The organism is Planctellipticum variicoloris, from assembly GCF_030622045.1.
Classification (GTDB): Bacteria; Planctomycetota; Planctomycetia; order Planctomycetales; family Planctomycetaceae; genus Planctellipticum; species Planctellipticum variicoloris.
In genome coordinates this window covers 3,875,552-3,891,721 of the sequence record NZ_CP130886.1, presented here as the reverse complement: position 1 = coordinate 3,891,721, position 16,170 = coordinate 3,875,552, and the positions used below count along the sequence as shown (strand labels likewise).

Here is a 16,170-nt window from a genome sequence, read left to right as displayed (position 1 = left end):
GCCTGGTCAGGGCCCACCACGGTCGAGCCGCAAGGCCCGGCCGAGGGAGCGCACCCCGTGCGCGCTCGACGTCGAGAGTCCTTCCCGGACGACGCGGGCCTCAAAACCCGCCACCTGATCAACGTCAGCTCAAAGGATGCGGTGGAGCGGATCTCAACAACCCGCTCCGCCGCGTCCGAGCCGGTCGCTTATTGAGAAAGCCTCCCCGCAGGCCGCGCTCGCGCTGCGCGCCAAGCACCTCCGCGCGCCCTCTCTTCCATTTTGCAATTTGCAATGCATCGCTCCTCCCCGCCGCCGTCATTCCCGCCCGACATGTCGACCGTACCGCCCGACCTCACAACGGCCGGGTTGGCGCAGGTCGTGCGTCTTCGACCTGCCCGTGTGGCAACGTCACAGGAGGCTGACGGGTCGAAGTGAATGGCCGCGACACGGTGCTTCTCGTAGCGGCATCATGTCAGCATTCGAGAACTCGAAGCATCCCGCGAGCGGTCGCCATGTCCGGCCGGCGACGGATCATCGACGATGAACAGTACGCTCACTTCGTGACGTTCTCTGCGGATCGTCGCCGCTGGCTGCTGGATTACGATCGCGGGAAGCGGATCGTGCTGGGAGGACTTAACCTCGTGCTGGAACGGACTGCCGGACGCTGCGTCGGATTTGCCCTCATGCCGGATCACGTCCAGGCAATCCTCTGGCGGCCAGTCGTCGGCCGACTCAGGCACTTTGTGCACGCGTCGGAACGGCTGTCGGGCCTGGAACTCGGGCGGTAGAGTCGCCGGGAAGCGCCGAACGCGCTTTGCGCGGGTTGGCGAAGGGGAGACTGAAAGTTCCTGAAACGACGATCTCAACTCATGATGACTGGCGTCGCTTCCAGATCCACGCCGCCAGAACTCCGGTGAACCCGAGAGCCAGCAGGGACTGCCACAGCCAGCGGTAGGAACGCGGCGGCGGCGGAGGCTGGTAGCGCGGCCGATAGAGCTGCGCGGTTCGCGACTGCTCGGAGGGGAGATGCGGCAGTTCGTCGGCTTCGATGCGAACGCTGTGAAGCACCATGGAGGCGGCCGAACGCTCGTCGCTTTGCGAAAGGCCGATGCGTACGAGCGACACGTCGTCATCGCTGACGACGAGGGACGCCAGCGAGCGCAGTGGAGAATCAAGACCGTCGGCGACCGAATAATCGATCTGATTCCCCAGCCGCCTGAGCTGCAAACGGCCCGTGCGGCTGGATGCGGCGTCCGGAACGTCAAACAGCCTGGCGGTTGGAATTCGCTTTCCGTCTTCCACACGGGCGGCGAACACGCCATAGATGTCGCGGCCGTCGGGACGGAGCAGTCGCCCCAGCGACGCGGCGGCGGCGTCCGTCGAACCGGTTGAAAAATACAGGCTCGGACCGCTTCCGAAGCCGCTCTCCGGCGGCGTGCGATTCGCGATCGTATACTCGATCGTCAGCTCGAAATCGCCATGGATCTTGAACCGGGGCGAGAATCCTACCGTTCTCACGTTGTAGCCGGCAGGGGCCGAAATCCGCAGCCCGTCCTTGTCTGGCTGCAGCAGTTTCACAGCCCCGGTTCCCATCGGAACCAGCGACAGATTGTCGAAGTGACCATTCCGGAAATCCCACGCATAATTCTCGGCTTGCAGGGCCGATGCTGAAAGGATGAGGGAACCCGTCAGCAGCAGTTTTGCAATCATGCAGGAGGCTCCGGTTCAGAATTTGCAAACACAACGCATTGCCCGGCTCAATAGTCATTCAGTGTTTCACTGCCGCGAATCGTTCCGAGCCCGCGCCAGGTCGCAGGATCGACGTACTCGCTGACAAGTTGAACCCGGCCATCGCCGAACAGGACGTTGACGCCGCCGGCATGCCGGCTGGAGGCCGCCATGCCAACGCCGTCCCAGGTGAATCCGTTCTTGCAACTGACGTGATTGGGCGGCGCCAGATGGTTGTACCGGGTCCAGTTGAAGTTGGCTTCGAGCCAGTTCTGCCCGGAATCCACGTTCTGATGGTAGGCTGCAGCCTGCTGGGGCGCGAGGCTCAGGCAGTGATCGCGAAACGTCTCCTCGCTCCAGATCCCGGCCGCATCATAGATGTCCGCCAGAGGATCGAAGATGTCATGATCCCAGGTTCCTTTGCAGCGTTCGCTGAACATGGCGGTATTCGACAGTCCGTCGGTGACGTCGCCCAGTCGTACGCTGCTGTTCTGCCCGAACATTCCGTTGCCGTTCCGACCGTGCCAACCGCCGCCGTTACACGAGCGGTAGTTGTTGTGCCCCCACACGCTCTGCAATCGGTCGATGTCCGACGGACATACAAACGAGCTGATCTTCGCGACGGCCGCAGGCCCGTTGGTGGCGCTCAGTCCCCCGCTCGCGATGCAGGCCGGATCGTAGGCGCCGGAGTTGACGTAGGGATGGAACGGCGCCACCTGGAAATCGATCTGTTGATAAACATTCGCCTGGTCGAGCTGCGGCAGAATCTGCGAATGCGCGGAATAGCGGCGGTCCGCCAGGGTTCCCAGAGAAGACACGATCCCGTCGTAGTCGGTTCCGCAGCCGAACGGCAGCACCCGATGAACATCATGGTAGTTGTGGAGCGCGACGCCGATCTGCGACAAATTGTTCGCACAACTCATTCTCCGAGCCGCCTCGCGGGCGACCTGCACGGCCGGCAGCAGGAGCGCAACCAGAATACCGATCACGGCCAGCGTTACGAGCAACTCCAGTAATGTGAATCCCCGCCGATCCGTTTCATTCATGGTTCAGGCTCCACACGTAGACCGCTCCCTCTTCGGTGCCGGCAATGATGCGGTTTCCTCGCCCCGCCACATTCAGATCGCTGACTGCGCGCGTGGAAACATCGATCTCCGCCAGTCGCGCCAACGAACTCGCATGATCGACAGAGATTCCGTCGTTAAAGCGTCGCATGACGAGGCATTGACCGCCGCAGACCAGGCCCGCATGCGACAGACCGTTCGGTCGAAATGTGTCGCTGAGCAGTTCGCCGGACGTGGTATTCCAGCGGCAGACTTGTCCGTCCGCACCGCACGATGTCAGTTCTCGTCCATCCGCGCTGAAAGCAGCCCCGGTGACGGCCACGCGATGTCCGGAGAATTCCATCACCGACCTGCCGGTCGAGGTTTCCCAGAGACGCAGGCGGGCCGGAAACTGCCAGCTTCGCGGGTCGATCGTCGCTGTCAGGAGTTTGTCGCCGTCCGGCGTAAAGGCGATAAAGCGAACGGCGGCATCGTGCGAGATAACATGCCTGGTCTTCTGCGTGGCAAAATCCCAGACTCTCACCGTCCGATCGTCACCGCCCGACGCCACAGTATTGCCGTCGGCGGAGAATGCGAGCGCGTGGACTCGTTTCGCGTGGCCGAATCGCTTGCCGAGCCGTGCCATCGCGACGAGATCCCAGAACACAACGCCCGAACCGTAACCGCATGTGACAGCCCGCCGACCGTCCGGCGAGAGTGCTCCGGTAGCGACGGCTTCTCCGTCGTTTTCGAACGGCTCGACCAGAGCCCCCTGATCGACGTCCCAGACTCTGAGCGTCTTGTCGACGCCTCCTGTCACTGCTCTGCGGCCAGTGGAATCGAGGGCCGCAAAGTGTACGCGTCCCCGATGCGCCGCCAGCAGCCGCGGCGGGTCAGGAGCACGCCGCCACCGCGTCACATCGCCCGCCCCTGTCGCCACCAGCAACGACGCGACATCCGTGCTGAAGACCAGATCGCCAATCGGCGACTGATGAAACACCGGAGACAATTCGCGACGGCCGATGAGATCGAAGGTTTGCGTGTATCCCGAGGATGTCCCGACCGCCAGCACGCGCTGGTCGCGACTGAATGCCAACGCCACGATGCCGCGGCCTCTCGCGCTGACCGCAGGATCTTCCATCTCGCGGGACGCAGGCTGCGCGTCTCCGACTGGCATGTCGGAATCAGTCTTGGACGGTTCCGCAGCCTCGTCTGCCTGTTGAGGATCGCGCACTCCGCCGGAAAAGTTCGGACCGAAGAACTCGGAGAATGCGGCCTGCGGAGTCCAGACTTCAGTCCCGGTTGCAGGATCGGCGCGCCGTTGCACGAGCGCGTCGCGCAACGTCGCCGACCAGATCTGCCGACCAGTCGGAGCTTCCCATAGGATAAAGTGTCCCCTCTGATCGCCGCTGACCAGCCAGCCGCTGTCCGGGCTGAACGCCACGGACTGGACGGGGTACTCGTGGCCGCGCAACGTCAGATGCTGAGATTGCGTTGTCGCATTCCACAGCACAACAGTGGTGTCGTCGCTGCCGGTTGCGCCCCACCGTCCGCTGGCGGAGATTTCCGCAGCTCCAATACGGGCTGCATGCGCGCGATGCAGCTTCCGACGTGACGCCTGCGCCGGATCGATCCAGATCGTCGCGCCGTCGGCAGCGCCGACGAGCAGGTGTTGTCCGTCGGGCGATTCGGCAAGGGCCGTGATCGCCGACTGAGCAACGGTTACTGTGGAGGGTGAAGCGTTCTGCTCCGTCTGCAGAACCTCCACCGCGCCGGCGCTGGTCCCGCAATAGACGACCGCCTTGCGGCCCGGCAATAGCGAGGTGACCATTGCCACTGGCGAGTTTTCGCCGGAGTGCGGGCGAGTGATCCGCTGTCGCGTCAGCCCGGACGCAATCTCGGAAAGGACAACGGTCTGTGGATCTCGCAGGGAGGCCACCACGGTCCCGTCGTGGCTGAAGCGGGGAGCAACCGATGACTCGAAAGTCCCGGTCTCTTCGGGTTCGAACCATTGCGGCGTTTCGGGATGATCGCGATCAAATACGAGGAGCCCGCCGCCGGCAGTGCAAATCGACCAGACCCGACCATTCGGATCGCCGGCGAGCGCTACGACGAGTTTTGTCCCGAGAGTCCAGGATTTCGTCCTGGCGGGATCGCCTCCGGTCCAGAGCGTCAGTTCTCCCGCCGTCGTACAGACGGCGACATCGTGCGATGCGCTGGCAACGGCAATCGCCGTGACGCCTCCCAACTGGTCCGCGGAGCCGACGGTCGGCCCGGGGATCTCGCGTCCGGTGGCGGCATCAACGATCAGGAGACTCTGGCCCGGTTGGAATCCGTAGAGTCTCGCGTCATCAGCGGCAGCCACCCGCAGTGCGTCTGCTGGCAGCTTCACTTCTTGACTGAGCACCAGCGTATGAGCCTTGAAGTCGTACCAGCGGATCAAGCCGTCGTTGCTCCGGGTCCAGAGTCGGTCCTCCCCCGCAAACTTCACCTGGAGTGCGAAGCGAGCATTCGCATCGGTCGCCTCCGCAATCGCAGTCGCGCGAGCGACATCCCACACGATCAGGCGATTGTCATGGCCGAAGCTGGCCAACTGCGTCCCGTCGGGTGAAAACGCGAGATCGCCAATCGTCAGCCGATGCGACTTCCACCGTGAGGCCGCTCCCGTCGGAAGCGGCTGCAGGATGACGCTGGCGTCCCCGGCTCCGTAAGCGAGACTCCGACTTTCGGGAGCGAACGCGACGGCAGTCACTCCGAGAGGCTCGTAGATTGCGTGGATCAGTTGCCCCGCGGCTACATCCCAGACCTGCAGCAAATCGCCGTTCTGATTCACTCGGCGAACGACGCCGACGTATGTTCCGTCAGACGACACTCTCAGCGCACGCATCGGTGAGAAACGCATCACCACAGATTCCCGATGGCCGTTGAAGTGGCCGGAACCGATCTGCGGCGGTCCGGGCGGAGTCGCTGCAACCACCGCCGAGTCCGTGCGGAGGGGGGCCGTCTCTTCAAGAGTCACGACAGCCGCCGATGTCCCCGCCGGCTCGACGGCATCCAATTCAGCCGTCTCCGACTCGGAGGGTTTCGCCTCCGCGGAATCGCTTGCTGTTGTCTCCCGGTCCGCTCCGGAGCGACTGCAGCCCGAAAGAACACCGACTGCCAACGCGACCGATAAGACTGCCCATCCGCCGAGACGACTCTGCTGCATTCCCACTCTGTTCTCCTCGTCCGAAATCACTCCTCAGTCGTCCCGCGGCCTGCAGGCGAGTCGCTACGATCGACCCACACGCGATCAATCTCGACGCCCGCCGAGTCGCCGCCTCCGCTCAAGACAATTTGCACCGGGATCCGGCCCAGCGCCGGTTCATCCGGTCCGCCGCTCACAACTTGAAACTCAGACAGGGGAAGACTTATCGTGCGCCATTCCCCCGGCAATGTCTGCCAGAGATCCGGCTTCACGACACGGCAGGTCAACGACGATTGCGGTCGATGACAATCCAGGGCCAGGAGGTACACATGAAACCAGGCGGGCGGTTGCACTTTGAATGTCAGGTGCAGCACCGTATCGGCGTGCCAGGCAAACAGACCGTCTTCCTCGACCGGTGAACGAATTTCCTGGCCTGCGCCTCTCGGTCCCGAGGTCAGGACGGCCCGGATTGCGCCGCGAGATCGTTCCGGCAATCCGTCGCGCACGAGTCTTCCCGTCCAGCCGGGCGGCTGCCCGCGCTCGAAGTCTTCGCTCCATTCGTCGGGCGGCTGCGGCCACCGACTGACCGACAAGCCGCCAGTCTCCGCAACGGTCAGGATTTGAGCCGCAGACACTTCAGCAGAGGCTCCATCGGAGGTCCGAGTCACGCGCACCCGCCCTTCGACCACTCCAACTTCGGTCTGCGTTGGAGTCGCGAAAAGCTCCAGTTCCGTCCCGAGAATCCCGACTTCGGCATGGGGCGTAACGATCTTCAGCGAGTCTCCAGCACGCTGTGGCGTCACGCGTGCCTTCAAGCCGCCGCGCAGCAGATCCAGCCTGACTCCGCGGTCTTTCGACAGCGCGAGCCGGGTGTCTGGCCGCAGATCAATCTCGGTGAGATCGGCAAGCGTCAGCGTTGCCATCCCGTCATGCTCAATGCGGAGACGATCCTGCGCCTGCAGTGCCCATGAGTTCTGACCGACACCTTCTGCGAGAATCGTGACCGGCGCCTGGTTTCCTCGCGTCACTTCAACGCGACCGACAACGGAAGTGATTCGTCCGAGGGAATTGTCGCTCGACGGATTCCGCCCCAGCCAGAGGAAACCAAAGACCACAAGCAACGCAGATACGATGAAAATGGCCCATCCCGTACGCATCGACCTGACGGTCTTGGATCGTGCGTTCCCCGGCCCCGAAGATGGAATTGTCAAATCGATTCCGGGGATCGGCGATGGCCGACCTGGCAGTGGTGTGATATCTGCCGACGATTGCCAGGCCAGCATCGTCACGAGCTGGCAGAACGCCACGTACTCGCGTCGAAATTTCACATCGCTGCGACACAACTCCGCAAGTCGCCGTTCCTGCTCGCCAGTCAAGCAGTCGTCTGCCAGGCCGTTGAGCAGTCTCGACCACTCCTCGGGCCGCTCGGAGGAACTCATGAACGGAGCTCCGCAGCGAGAGTCCGCTCGATACACTGACGCAGCGCCTCACGGATGCGACGCAGAGATTCCGAGACCGCCTTGGAAGTCTTGCCCAGTTCCGCCGCAAGCGAGTTGACTGCGACGTCCGGCTGATAACGCCGCACAATCAACGCTCGCTGCTCCTCCGGCAGCTTCTGCAGACACGATCGCAGAGCGGCTTCGCGTCGGTCGAACTCCGCAGACTCGATCCGCGCGGCTTCGGCGATTTCCGCCAGCAGGGCGGCGTCAAACGGGTCTTCGGACCGGGCGCAGCGCGCCCGATGAGCCAGCACCTGCAGGCGCGCAATCTCAAAAGCCCAGGCAAGAAAGTTCGTTCCCGGACGATATGCGTCCCGTTTCCGCCACAGGACGACGTTGATTTCCTGCAAGACGTCGTCCGCATCCGCCGACCGGCGGACGAGCGCAAAGACGAAAGCGTACAGTCGCCGCTGAGCCTGAGCGATCAGACGCACGATCTCTTCCGCTGCATCGACTGACGTGGTGTCTTCGGCATGATCCATTGGTAAGGGCCTCGTGAGCAGATATTCGAAGGCCGTTCGATCCCACGCGAAATCTGTCTGCATTCGCAAAAAGTACCGAAATCGCAATCAATCGTCCCGCTCTGCGAGATTCCACGCCAGTCCTGTCGACCGTCAGCCGTCAGTCATGTGTGCCCCACCGCAAGCAGCGGCACATGGCCTGGCGGGGCTTGGAGCGGCTGCGAGACGAGCACGGGGATGACGGCGGTGAAACGATCGGCAAGGACGCCGTCCGCGAGCCGAAGGTCAGCCGGCAGGAGGCTTTTCTGCCGTTGCGGCACGATCCCGGTGAAATGCAGATCGACTTCTGTGTCGACCTGTCGGGCCACCGGCAGCAGGTGGCGCCGTTTGTCCCGTCCCTGCCAACATGCGATGCCGCGTACTGGCCGGGCGCTCTCCCCCGCGAGTGCTCGGAGGCCTTCCCCGAAGGCCACTTCCGGGCCTTCCAACTCTTCGGCGACATCCCGACTCGGATCGTCGCGCTGGATGACGTGAACGAGGGGTTGCGAGACAGCAACCCAAGGCTGCCACAACTGGCAGAATGGTCCCGTGATCTCGTGCCGCGGATGTGAATCATTGATCCGGGGATGGGTATCGTTCTCAAGAGGAGAGCGAGGACTATCCCCGGCTTGCAGTTTTACTCTTCAATTGCGTCGCAACATCCGTTATGGCAGCGTGTTGCGTCGCGCAATCTTGTGATGGATGAAAAATCAGTCCGCTGAAGTCGTTCACGAAGTCGTTCAGTCGGAAAGCGATCTGCGAGATCACGCCGAATCGAGGAGGACCTCGCCCGCAACCTGATCGCTCAATGCAACCAGCCGCCGGTGAGCGTCTTCGAGCTGCTTGCCGAAGTCCGTCAACTGGGAGATGAGGGGGGCGCAGTGTTCTTCGCTCGAATGCCGGAAGTGCCGATCGCGCGGACGTCGTGGATCGGCGGAAATGGGGTTCAAGTCGGTTGAGGCGATTCGACGGAACTCCAGATTGTGGATGCATGTCGACTCGCTCGCCCTCCTCGGCGCGCAATTTCCGGATGAGCCCGAAAAATTGTCCAACGATTCGAGCAAAGCATTCGTAAACCAGCTACGTCGCATTCTTTCGATTTCTGATCTGTATCGTTCGCGAACGCTTCTCAATCTCGACCGCTCTCTGGTCACATCCAGTGACTGCACGTACGCCCAGGACTCTTGGGTCCAAGGTTTTTGAACTCGATGCTGCGCGCTCAGTTACGGCTGGAGGCGGCTCGGCGACACGATCGCCATTGTCAGTTGTGCGAGCACCGCTGCGGCGCTGATCGTGCGCGCGGAGAGCGCGGTCCGTGCCACGCCGGCGTCGAAGCCCGCGTCTTCCGTCACCGCGTGGAATACGGCGAAGAACTGGAACTGACGCCATGCCACCTCTTCTATCTGTCCGGGTGCGACCTGCGTTGCGCGTTTTGCGTTGCCGAAGTCAATGCATTCGATCCGAAACGGGGCGAATTGTTGACCCCGGAGTATTTTCGTTTGGCGGTTGAGCTTGGGCGGACGCAGTGTCCGAAAACACTGCAGTGGGTCGGCGGCGAACCAACGATCCACCTGCCACGCATCCTGGAAGTCATGGCCGAGTCTGGCCCGTTGCCGCCCATCGTCTGGAAGTCGGACTTTCACGGCACTCCAGAGGCTTTCGAACTGCTGGACGGGATCGCCGACTGGTACGTCGCCGATCTGAAGTTCGGCAACGACGATTGCGCGAAACGGATCGCCCGCGTCGATCACTACTGGGCGATCGTGACCCGCAATCTGGAGCGGGTTGCCGGGTCCGGGACGCTGATCGTCCGCCATCTGCTGCTGCCGGGCCATGCTGAATGTTGCTACGGACCCATTGTCGCGTGGCTGGCCGAACGTCTGCCGCAGGTCAGATTCAGTCTGCGCCACGGTTATCTGCCCCGCTGGCGCGCCGGACAGTTTGCAGACCTGAATCGTTATTTGAGTCCCGGCGAAGCGGCCGCAGCCCGGGAGCGGGCTGAAGCGGCCGGATTGCAACTCGTCCGCTGAGCCGACGAAACATCAACTGGCCCCCATCATGACGCTCGACGACGAAACCAGAGTGACGGAATTGATGATCGCCCCCGACGGCAGAATCTACGCTTTCGGACTGTCTGACCGAGTGGCCGAGCTGCTCGCGGGACTGGCGCCTCACGAGCTGTCGCTGCAACAGCGGATTGCCGCCATTCCGAAGTCGAACGAGGCAGCTACCGCGACGGCAACCACACGACTTTCGCAGACCGGGGAATAGCGCCATGACTGCGCCACCACGTCCGCCCGCTCCCCGTCCGCCACGCGAAGTGCTCCCTGCTGCCCGGGATCTCAAGCCGCGGGAAGAGCTCGAAGTCCTGATTCGCGCCCGCTATCCGCTGATTTACGTCGTCAGTTGGGAGGAGGAACGCGTCGAACGCTGCCTGAGGCAGATCGCTCAGGCCCGCAACAAGAAACTGTTCGTCTGGACGATCACTCAGGGCCTCGTTCGTTCCGGCGCCGAAGCCCAGCGCAGCCGCGCTGGCTCCAACAACACCTCCGATCCCATTGCCGCGCTCGACGCCGTCGTCGATCAGGTCGACCCCGCGATTTTCCTCTTCAAGGATTTTCATCACTTCACGTCCGAGGAACGCTGCAATCTCACCGTACATCGGCGCCTCCGCGATGTCGCCCTGCATCTGCGGGACACATACAAGTCGCTGATTATCGTGGCCCCGAAGATGCAGATCAGCCAGGATCTGGCAAAGGACGTCAGCATCATCGAGTTTGACCTGCCGGGGCCGGGCGAATTCGGCCGGCTGCTGGACCGGATCGTCGAGGACGTCCGAGAGAATCCGCAGGTTCAGATTTCGCTCGATGTCGAAAGTCGCGAACGTCTCCTGCACGCCGCCCGCGGACTGACGCTCAAAGAAGCCGAAAACGTCTTCGCCAAAACGCTGGTGCTCGACGGTCGACTGGACGGGGACGACGTCAGCGTCGTCGTCGAAGAAAAGCAGCAGATCATCAAGAAGAGCGGTCTGCTGGAGTTCTACTCCGCCACCGAAGAAATCGACAACGTCGCAGGGCTGGAAAACCTGAAAGACTGGCTGCGGAAACGCAGCATCGCGTTTACCGAGCGGGCCGCGAAGTTTGGCCTCCCCTCGCCGCGCGGCGTACTGCTGCTCGGAGTGCAGGGATGCGGCAAGAGCCTCTGCGCCAAGGCGGCGGCTTCGCTCTGGAAACTCCCGCTGCTGCGGTTCGACGTCGGCCGCATGTTCAGCAGCCTCGTCGGATCGAGCGAACAAAATATCCGCCAGGCCCTCCAGGTCGCCGAAAGCATCGCCCCGGTTGTGCTGTGGATCGACGAAATCGACAAAGCCCTCGCCGGAGCCACCAGCTCATCGGGCAGCGACGGCGGCACCGCCTCTCGCGTGTTCGGGACGCTCCTGACCTGGCTGTCGGAGAAAACTGCGCCCGTCTTCGTCATCGCCACCGCCAACGACATCAGCCAGTTGCCCCCCGAACTGCTGCGCAAAGGTCGACTCGACGAGATCTTCTTCGTCGATCTGCCCAACGAAATCGAACGCCGGGCCATCTTCCAGATCCAGCTCAGACGTCGCGGCCGCCAGATGTCCGAAAATGATCTGCAGCTCCTGGCGCAATCGTCGGATGGATTCAGCGGCGCCGAGATCGAAGAGGCCATCATTTCTTCGCTGTTCGACGCCTTGAGCTGCGACCAGGATGTCTCGGTAGATGTCATCCGTCGCAACATCGCCGAAACGGTCCCCCTCTCCCGCACCATGAGCGAGGAAATCAGCCGGCTCCGTTCCTGGGCCGGCAGCCGGGCGCGACCGGCATCGGGATCCCTTCAGCGAGTCGTCGAAGAAAGCCGCCGCAAGATCGAGCTCGAATAGCATCCGCCAGCAGTCACAATTCGCAGGAGGACTCCGATGAGTACGGTCGTCGTCATCACGCCACTGATTATCGCCAACTGGCCGGCAATTTCCGCGGCCGTGGCCGCCGCCGTCGGCAGCCTGGGCTTCGCGGTTGCCTCGGAAGCGGCCCGAGCCTCCCAGTCAGGCATTCAAACGACCAATCGGGCGACCCTCGATATCGAGAACTCGGAGATTCTGGCGACCGCCGCCGGAATCTCCGAGGAAATGACCGTCCAGCGGGATGGCGTCAGGATCCGTTTCTCGCGCGACGAACGGGGAGCTTTGAAAGTCTGCGTCGAAGGAGACGGCCTGTCGAAGTCGCAACTGGCGCAGATCGGCCAGGACGTGGTCGACCGGGTCACCCAGCAGTTCGTCTACAACCGCCTCATGAGCGAAATCCAGGACCGGCGGATGCATGTCATCGATCAGGAGGTTCAGGCAGACCGGACCGTCAGAATCCGCATCCGAAATTCCTGAGCCTCCGTCCCCGCACAGCCGATATCGGGAGTCATTCCATGTCTCAGGAAGAAATCGAAATCACGATCGCGCCGGACGGCAAAGTGACGGTCAAGACACGCGGCATCAAAGGCCCCGACTGCCTCAAGGCCGCCGCCGAGATTGTCAAGATCATCGGCGAAGAAGAATCCCGGCAGTTGACGTCCGAGTATCACGAAGCGGCGCAGACCGTGGGCCAGAAGATCGACATCCGGCAGCAGCGGTACTGATCAATGGCCGCCTGCCCCAATTGCGGATTCTTCAATCTGCCCGGTTCCACGAACTGCGGCCGGTGCAACATGTCGCTGCAACTGGCGACGTCTGCGATCGACGTTCATCCGCCGCGCGCCACGCGCTGGGGACGCCGACTGCAGAAATCCCGCGTCGGCAGCAGGGTCCGATCCGGATCGGACCGGATGCGCAACGCAGTGCAGACGTGGTGGCAGCGGGAAGGAGTCGAGTCTCCTGGATTGCTGGCGTGGTTGGCGGCGCTGTTCCCCGGCTGCCCGCAGTTCTGCAACGGCGATCGAGGCATGGGCCTGCTGTTCCTCGGCGGTTTCCTTGGGATGGCGTTCGCGGGGCTCCTGCTGTTCGGAACGACTCTTGGGAGCATCGCTCTGGGGCTGGCCTTGGCCTGTCACCAGGGGTCGCTCTACGACTTCGCCCGCACGGTCAATCACGCTCAACGCTTCAGGCTGACCGCGCTGCTGGTGGCGTTTGTGCTGGTGGCGGCCTACGTGCCGGCATGGAGTCTCATCTCTGCCCGCCTCGGGGCCATCGTCCTCAACATGGATACGACGGAACTGCTGGCCGGCGACGCCTTGATTGTTTTGCGCCAGGCCTACAGCCGGCGGGCGCCGGCCGTGGAAGATCTGGTCCTCTATCGGCCCGATGATCGGCAGTTGAATGTCCGCCAAGGTTACAACATCAGGTTGCGGGAACAGATGCTCGACCGCATCCTCGCCACGTCCGGACAGTCAATTTCCGTATCCGGCGGAAGGCTGCTGGTCGACGGACTCCCGGCAAAGCTCCCGGGAATCGGCCAGGCCCTGCCGCTGCAGGACGCCGCAGTAATGCGAATTCCCCCAGGCCGGGTTCTGATCCTGCCAACAGCGATCATGCAGGCTCGCGTTGGCCCCCGGATGGAGATCCCGACTCTCAATGTCGCAGAATTCATTCTTCCGACGGCGCAGATCGAAGGTCGCGTGTTCCTGCGGCATCGACCCTGGCTCAATTGGCGACAAATTGGCGGTGTGGAAGAACGATGACGCGCTTCAAGAATCTGGAATTTGAGTCGCCCGGCTCCGACGACCGCCGCTCTGCGGAAGCGCCCGGCCCGCAATCGGTTCCCGTCGAGGCCGCCGGATGGCTCGAACGGGCCGACCGCGAACGGCGACAGGGACACTACGAAGAAGCTCTGCGCTACTACTCGCGCGCGCTCGAAATCGACAAGTCCGTTGTGCCCGGCTGGGTCGGCCAGGTCCAGATGCTCGTCCTGCTCGACGAACTCACCGAAGCCGAACTCTGGAGCCGCAAGGCCATCGAGCTCTTCCCCGGCAACGGCGACCTGATCGCAGCCCGCGCCCAGGCCCTCGTCCGCCGCGGCGACCAGCGATCGGGCATGTCCGCCTGCGACGCCGCCCTGCAGCAGACCGGCAACTCCTGGTACCGCTGGCTCGTGCGCGGCGAACTGATGCTCGCCGCCCGTCAATCCACGGACACCGCATGCTTTGAAAAGGCCGAACAGTCCGACCGCGACTGGCTCGTCCCCCTGGAAGCCGCTCTGATCTGTCTTTATCACGACGCCCCCGCCAAAGCGCTGCAGCGAATCCGTAAATCCGTCGAAATGTCCCCCGCAGAGCCCTACGTCTGGCTGGTACAGGCCCGGGCCCAGCAGGAACTCGGCCAGGACCGCGCCGCCAGAACGAGCCTCGAACAGGTTCTGTCCCTCTCCCCCGGGCATCGCGATGCCGAAGATCGACTCGAAAACCTGGGGTCGAAGGTCGGGCAGTCGTGGCGTTGGGTCCGCAGTTGGCTTCGCCGCTGAAATTTCTCCCGGGAGCTGTCCGGCATGACGTGGACATTGGACAAGATCCTCAAGGGCGCCCGCCGCTTCGGCGCGAGCGACGCCCACCTGGTCCGCGGCGTGGCCCCCATCTTCCGCATCGGCGGAGAGATCCGCCCGATCGAAGGCGAACCGCTCGACGAACAGACGCTCCGCAGCATCGTGAGCGGCATGATCACCGCGCACCAGCAGGAACGTCTCGCCGCGGAACTTCAGCTCTGCTTCTCCCGACACTGGGAGGACATCGGCCGCTGCCGGATCAGTATCTACTACCACGCCGGATCGCCGGAACTTGCCATCCGGCTCTGCGAAACCACCATCCGCCCCAGCGAACAGCTCGGTCTGGCTCCGTTCGTGGAAGAACTGACCCGACTCGCCACCGGCCTTGTGCTGGTGACGGGGCCGACCGGCGTCGGCAAAACGACGACTCTCAACTACATGATCGACGTCATCAATCGCGAACGTCGCACCAAGATCGTGACGATCGAGGACCCCGTCGAATTCGTCCATCAGAATTCGCGCAGCGTCGTCGTGCAGCAGGAAGTCGGCACCGACGTCATCTCCTTCCGCTCCGCCCTGATTCACGTTTTGCGGCAGGATCCCGACGTCATCATCATCGGCGAAATGCGTGAACTCGAAACGATCGAAACCGCCCTCGTCGCAGCGGAAACCGGGCATCTCGTCATCGCGACGCTCCATACGCCCGACTGCGTCCAGACCGTGCAACGGATCTTCGGCGCATTTCCCGCCGAACAGCAGAACAACATCGTGCTGCAGCTCGCCAACAGTCTGCAAGCCATCCTCGCTCAGAAACTGCTCCCGCGGGCCACGTCCGCCGGTCAGATTCTCGCAATGGAAATCTGCGTCGCCACGCCGGCCATTCGCAATCACATCCGCGAACGCCACTTGCACCTCATCTACAACGAACTGCAGACCGGCAAGAAGTCAAAAATGCAGACGATGGACGCCTCGCTCCTTGAACTCTACCAGCGCGGCGAAATCACCTACGACATCCTGCTCACCAACGTCCGCGACCAGGAATTCATTCGCTCCCGGATTGAGAAGACATAGACCTCGCCTGACCCGGTCAAAACCGATTGCGTCAAACCCAGGACCCGCAGCTTCAACGGAGCCGGTCCTGAATGGCGCGGATGACGTCGCGATCGAGAATCTGGTAGCCGCAGGCGCCTCCGCATCCGCCAGTGTTTGCGACCGTGCTCGCCGACGGTTTCTTCGATGGGAAAGGCCAGCCGTCGCAGGAGTTTGAGATCGCGGAGGATGGTTTTCTGGGAAACGCCGGCGTCGGCGGCCAGCTCCTTGAGCGTCGCTCCGTGCCTTCGGGCGAAGAGCAAGCGGAGGAGCGTCCACTGGCGGATGAGTTGTGCAGAGTCGGACATCGTGCCGGGTTCCCGTGGGCGATGCAGTACGCAGGGCCGCAGAATAGCGTGCCCGGGGGTACAGAACGTGTCCGACGGTAGTCGCGTACACCACCCCGACGCAAGCAAATGTTGCGAAGCGGGCGTGCCGATTCGTCATAACGTTGCCGTGCGGGGCGGAAGGGAACCCGCTGGCTGCTGTCGAAGTCGTTGAACAACCTCGACGAAGAGCGCGACGAACCCGGCCGGCTGCTGCAGGCGCCAGGCGTTTGGCGATCGCGACTTCGAGTTCTTCCAGCTCAAACTCTATGCGCTGCATCGCATGAGGTACGGGTTAGTCGGATGAGCCGGAATATCGACGTCGAGCCTT

18 protein-coding genes are annotated in these 16,170 nt (G+C 62.9%); 11 read left to right on the top strand and 7 right to left on the bottom strand.

What is annotated here, in order from left to right; translation table 11 throughout:
- Positions 1-57: 57 nt before the first annotated feature.
- Positions 58-195, top strand: coding sequence for a hypothetical protein (locus SH412_RS15160; protein WP_336518855.1), 138 nt, complete (start codon positions 58-60; stop codon positions 193-195).
- Positions 196-494: 299 nt separating this feature from the next.
- Positions 495-770, top strand: a complete 276-nt coding sequence (locus SH412_RS15155) for a hypothetical protein (protein WP_336518854.1) — start codon at positions 495-497, stop codon at positions 768-770.
- A 79-nt stretch (positions 771-849) separates the two neighbouring features.
- On the opposite strand, the gene SH412_RS15150 is transcribed toward SH412_RS15155, so the two are convergent.
- From SH412_RS15150 to SH412_RS15130, 5 genes are all read right to left on the bottom strand, one after another.
- Positions 850-1,692 (bottom strand): DUF1583 domain-containing protein, encoded by an 843-nt coding sequence (locus tag SH412_RS15150; RefSeq protein WP_336518853.1) that lies wholly within the window; start codon positions 1,690-1,692, stop codon positions 850-852.
- 47 nt (positions 1,693-1,739) lie between these two features.
- Positions 1,740-2,756: a DUF1559 domain-containing protein gene (locus tag SH412_RS15145; protein ID WP_336518852.1), complete on the bottom strand. Its 1,017-nt coding sequence runs from the start codon at positions 2,754-2,756 to the stop codon at positions 1,740-1,742.
- Positions 2,749-5,655: a WD40 repeat domain-containing protein gene (locus SH412_RS15140; protein WP_336518851.1), complete on the bottom strand. Its 2,907-nt coding sequence runs from the start codon at positions 5,653-5,655 to the stop codon at positions 2,749-2,751. The genes SH412_RS15145 and SH412_RS15140 overlap by 8 nt, the downstream gene beginning before the upstream one ends.
- A gap of 332 nt (positions 5,656-5,987) precedes the next feature.
- Entirely contained in the window at positions 5,988-7,097 is a 1,110-nt protein-coding gene (locus SH412_RS15135; RefSeq protein WP_336518850.1) for a FecR family protein, read from the bottom strand.
- A gap of 278 nt (positions 7,098-7,375) precedes the next feature.
- A complete protein-coding gene (locus SH412_RS15130; protein ID WP_336518849.1) occupies positions 7,376-7,921 on the bottom strand; it encodes a sigma-70 family RNA polymerase sigma factor in 546 nt (181 codons plus the stop codon).
- A 173-nt stretch (positions 7,922-8,094) separates the two neighbouring features.
- Between SH412_RS15130 and SH412_RS15125 the strand changes: the two genes are divergently transcribed.
- Positions 8,095-8,511: a hypothetical protein gene (locus tag SH412_RS15125; protein WP_336518848.1), complete on the top strand. Its 417-nt coding sequence runs from the start codon at positions 8,095-8,097 to the stop codon at positions 8,509-8,511.
- Positions 8,512-8,703: 192 nt separating this feature from the next.
- Here SH412_RS15125 and SH412_RS15120 read toward each other — a convergent pair whose 3' ends face one another.
- Complete coding sequence (locus SH412_RS15120) at positions 8,704-8,889, bottom strand: hypothetical protein (RefSeq protein ID WP_336518847.1); 186 nt, start codon at positions 8,887-8,889, stop codon at positions 8,704-8,706.
- A gap of 258 nt (positions 8,890-9,147) precedes the next feature.
- On the opposite strand from SH412_RS15120, the gene SH412_RS15115 reads away from it, so the two are divergent.
- From SH412_RS15115 to SH412_RS15080, 8 genes are all read left to right on the top strand, one after another.
- On the top strand, positions 9,148-9,969 hold the full coding sequence (locus SH412_RS15115; RefSeq protein ID WP_336518846.1) for a radical SAM protein: 822 nt from the start codon (positions 9,148-9,150) through the stop codon (positions 9,967-9,969).
- Between the two features lie 28 nt (positions 9,970-9,997).
- A complete protein-coding gene (locus SH412_RS15110) occupies positions 9,998-10,210 on the top strand; it encodes a hypothetical protein (RefSeq protein WP_336518845.1) in 213 nt (70 codons plus the stop codon).
- Positions 10,211-10,214: 4 nt separating this feature from the next.
- The gene (locus tag SH412_RS15105; RefSeq protein WP_336518844.1) at positions 10,215-11,843 is read left to right on the top strand and encodes an AAA family ATPase; all 1,629 of its coding nucleotides are present in this window, start codon (positions 10,215-10,217) and stop codon (positions 11,841-11,843) included.
- A 36-nt stretch (positions 11,844-11,879) separates the two neighbouring features.
- Complete coding sequence (locus tag SH412_RS15100; protein ID WP_336518843.1) at positions 11,880-12,341, top strand: hypothetical protein; 462 nt, start codon at positions 11,880-11,882, stop codon at positions 12,339-12,341.
- 38 nt (positions 12,342-12,379) lie between these two features.
- Positions 12,380-12,589, top strand: a complete 210-nt coding sequence (locus tag SH412_RS15095) for a DUF2997 domain-containing protein (RefSeq protein ID WP_336518842.1) — start codon at positions 12,380-12,382, stop codon at positions 12,587-12,589.
- 186 nt (positions 12,590-12,775) lie between these two features.
- Positions 12,776-13,627 carry a S26 family signal peptidase gene (locus tag SH412_RS15090; protein ID WP_336518841.1) on the top strand — a complete coding sequence of 284 codons (852 nt, stop codon included), beginning with the start codon at positions 12,776-12,778 and terminating at the stop codon, positions 13,625-13,627.
- Entirely contained in the window at positions 13,624-14,406 is a 783-nt protein-coding gene (locus SH412_RS15085; RefSeq protein ID WP_336518840.1) for a tetratricopeptide repeat protein, read from the top strand. The genes SH412_RS15090 and SH412_RS15085 overlap by 4 nt, the downstream gene beginning before the upstream one ends.
- 24 nt (positions 14,407-14,430) lie before the next feature.
- Positions 14,431-15,495, top strand: a complete 1,065-nt coding sequence (locus SH412_RS15080) for a type IV pilus twitching motility protein PilT (RefSeq protein WP_336518839.1) — start codon at positions 14,431-14,433, stop codon at positions 15,493-15,495.
- Here the strand turns inward: SH412_RS15080 and SH412_RS15075 are convergent.
- Complete coding sequence (locus tag SH412_RS15075; RefSeq protein WP_336518838.1) at positions 15,429-15,821, bottom strand: HTH domain-containing protein; 393 nt, start codon at positions 15,819-15,821, stop codon at positions 15,429-15,431. The two genes, SH412_RS15080 and SH412_RS15075, sit on opposite strands and share 67 nt — an antisense overlap.
- Between the last annotated feature and the right edge of the window lie 349 nt (positions 15,822-16,170).

Excerpts from the sequence above, each read along its gene's own strand:
- SH412_RS15155 (WP_336518854.1), top strand. The coding sequence starts at position 495 with ATGTCCGGCCGGCGACGGATCATCGACGATGAACAGTACGCTCACTTC.
- SH412_RS15150 (WP_336518853.1), bottom strand. The coding sequence starts at position 1,692 with ATGATTGCAAAACTGCTGCTGACGGGTTCCCTCATCCTTTCAGCATCG.
- SH412_RS15145 (WP_336518852.1), bottom strand. The coding sequence starts at position 2,756 with ATGAATGAAACGGATCGGCGGGGATTCACATTACTGGAGTTGCTCGTA.
- SH412_RS15140 (WP_336518851.1), bottom strand. The coding sequence starts at position 5,655 with ATGCGTTTCTCACCGATGCGTGCGCTGAGAGTGTCGTCTGACGGAACA.
- SH412_RS15135 (WP_336518850.1), bottom strand. The coding sequence starts at position 7,097 with ATGCGTACGGGATGGGCCATTTTCATCGTATCTGCGTTGCTTGTGGTC.
- SH412_RS15130 (WP_336518849.1), bottom strand. The coding sequence starts at position 7,921 with ATGGATCATGCCGAAGACACCACGTCAGTCGATGCAGCGGAAGAGATC.
- SH412_RS15125 (WP_336518848.1), top strand. The coding sequence starts at position 8,095 with ATGGCCTGGCGGGGCTTGGAGCGGCTGCGAGACGAGCACGGGGATGAC.
- SH412_RS15115 (WP_336518846.1), top strand. The coding sequence starts at position 9,148 with ATGCTGCGCGCTCAGTTACGGCTGGAGGCGGCTCGGCGACACGATCGC.
- SH412_RS15110 (WP_336518845.1), top strand. The coding sequence starts at position 9,998 with ATGACGCTCGACGACGAAACCAGAGTGACGGAATTGATGATCGCCCCC.
- SH412_RS15105 (WP_336518844.1), top strand. The coding sequence starts at position 10,215 with ATGACTGCGCCACCACGTCCGCCCGCTCCCCGTCCGCCACGCGAAGTG.
- SH412_RS15100 (WP_336518843.1), top strand. The coding sequence starts at position 11,880 with ATGAGTACGGTCGTCGTCATCACGCCACTGATTATCGCCAACTGGCCG.
- SH412_RS15095 (WP_336518842.1), top strand. The coding sequence starts at position 12,380 with ATGTCTCAGGAAGAAATCGAAATCACGATCGCGCCGGACGGCAAAGTG.
- SH412_RS15090 (WP_336518841.1), top strand. The coding sequence starts at position 12,776 with ATGCGCAACGCAGTGCAGACGTGGTGGCAGCGGGAAGGAGTCGAGTCT.
- SH412_RS15085 (WP_336518840.1), top strand. The coding sequence starts at position 13,624 with ATGACGCGCTTCAAGAATCTGGAATTTGAGTCGCCCGGCTCCGACGAC.
- SH412_RS15080 (WP_336518839.1), top strand. The coding sequence starts at position 14,431 with ATGACGTGGACATTGGACAAGATCCTCAAGGGCGCCCGCCGCTTCGGC.
- SH412_RS15075 (WP_336518838.1), bottom strand. The coding sequence starts at position 15,821 with ATGTCCGACTCTGCACAACTCATCCGCCAGTGGACGCTCCTCCGCTTG.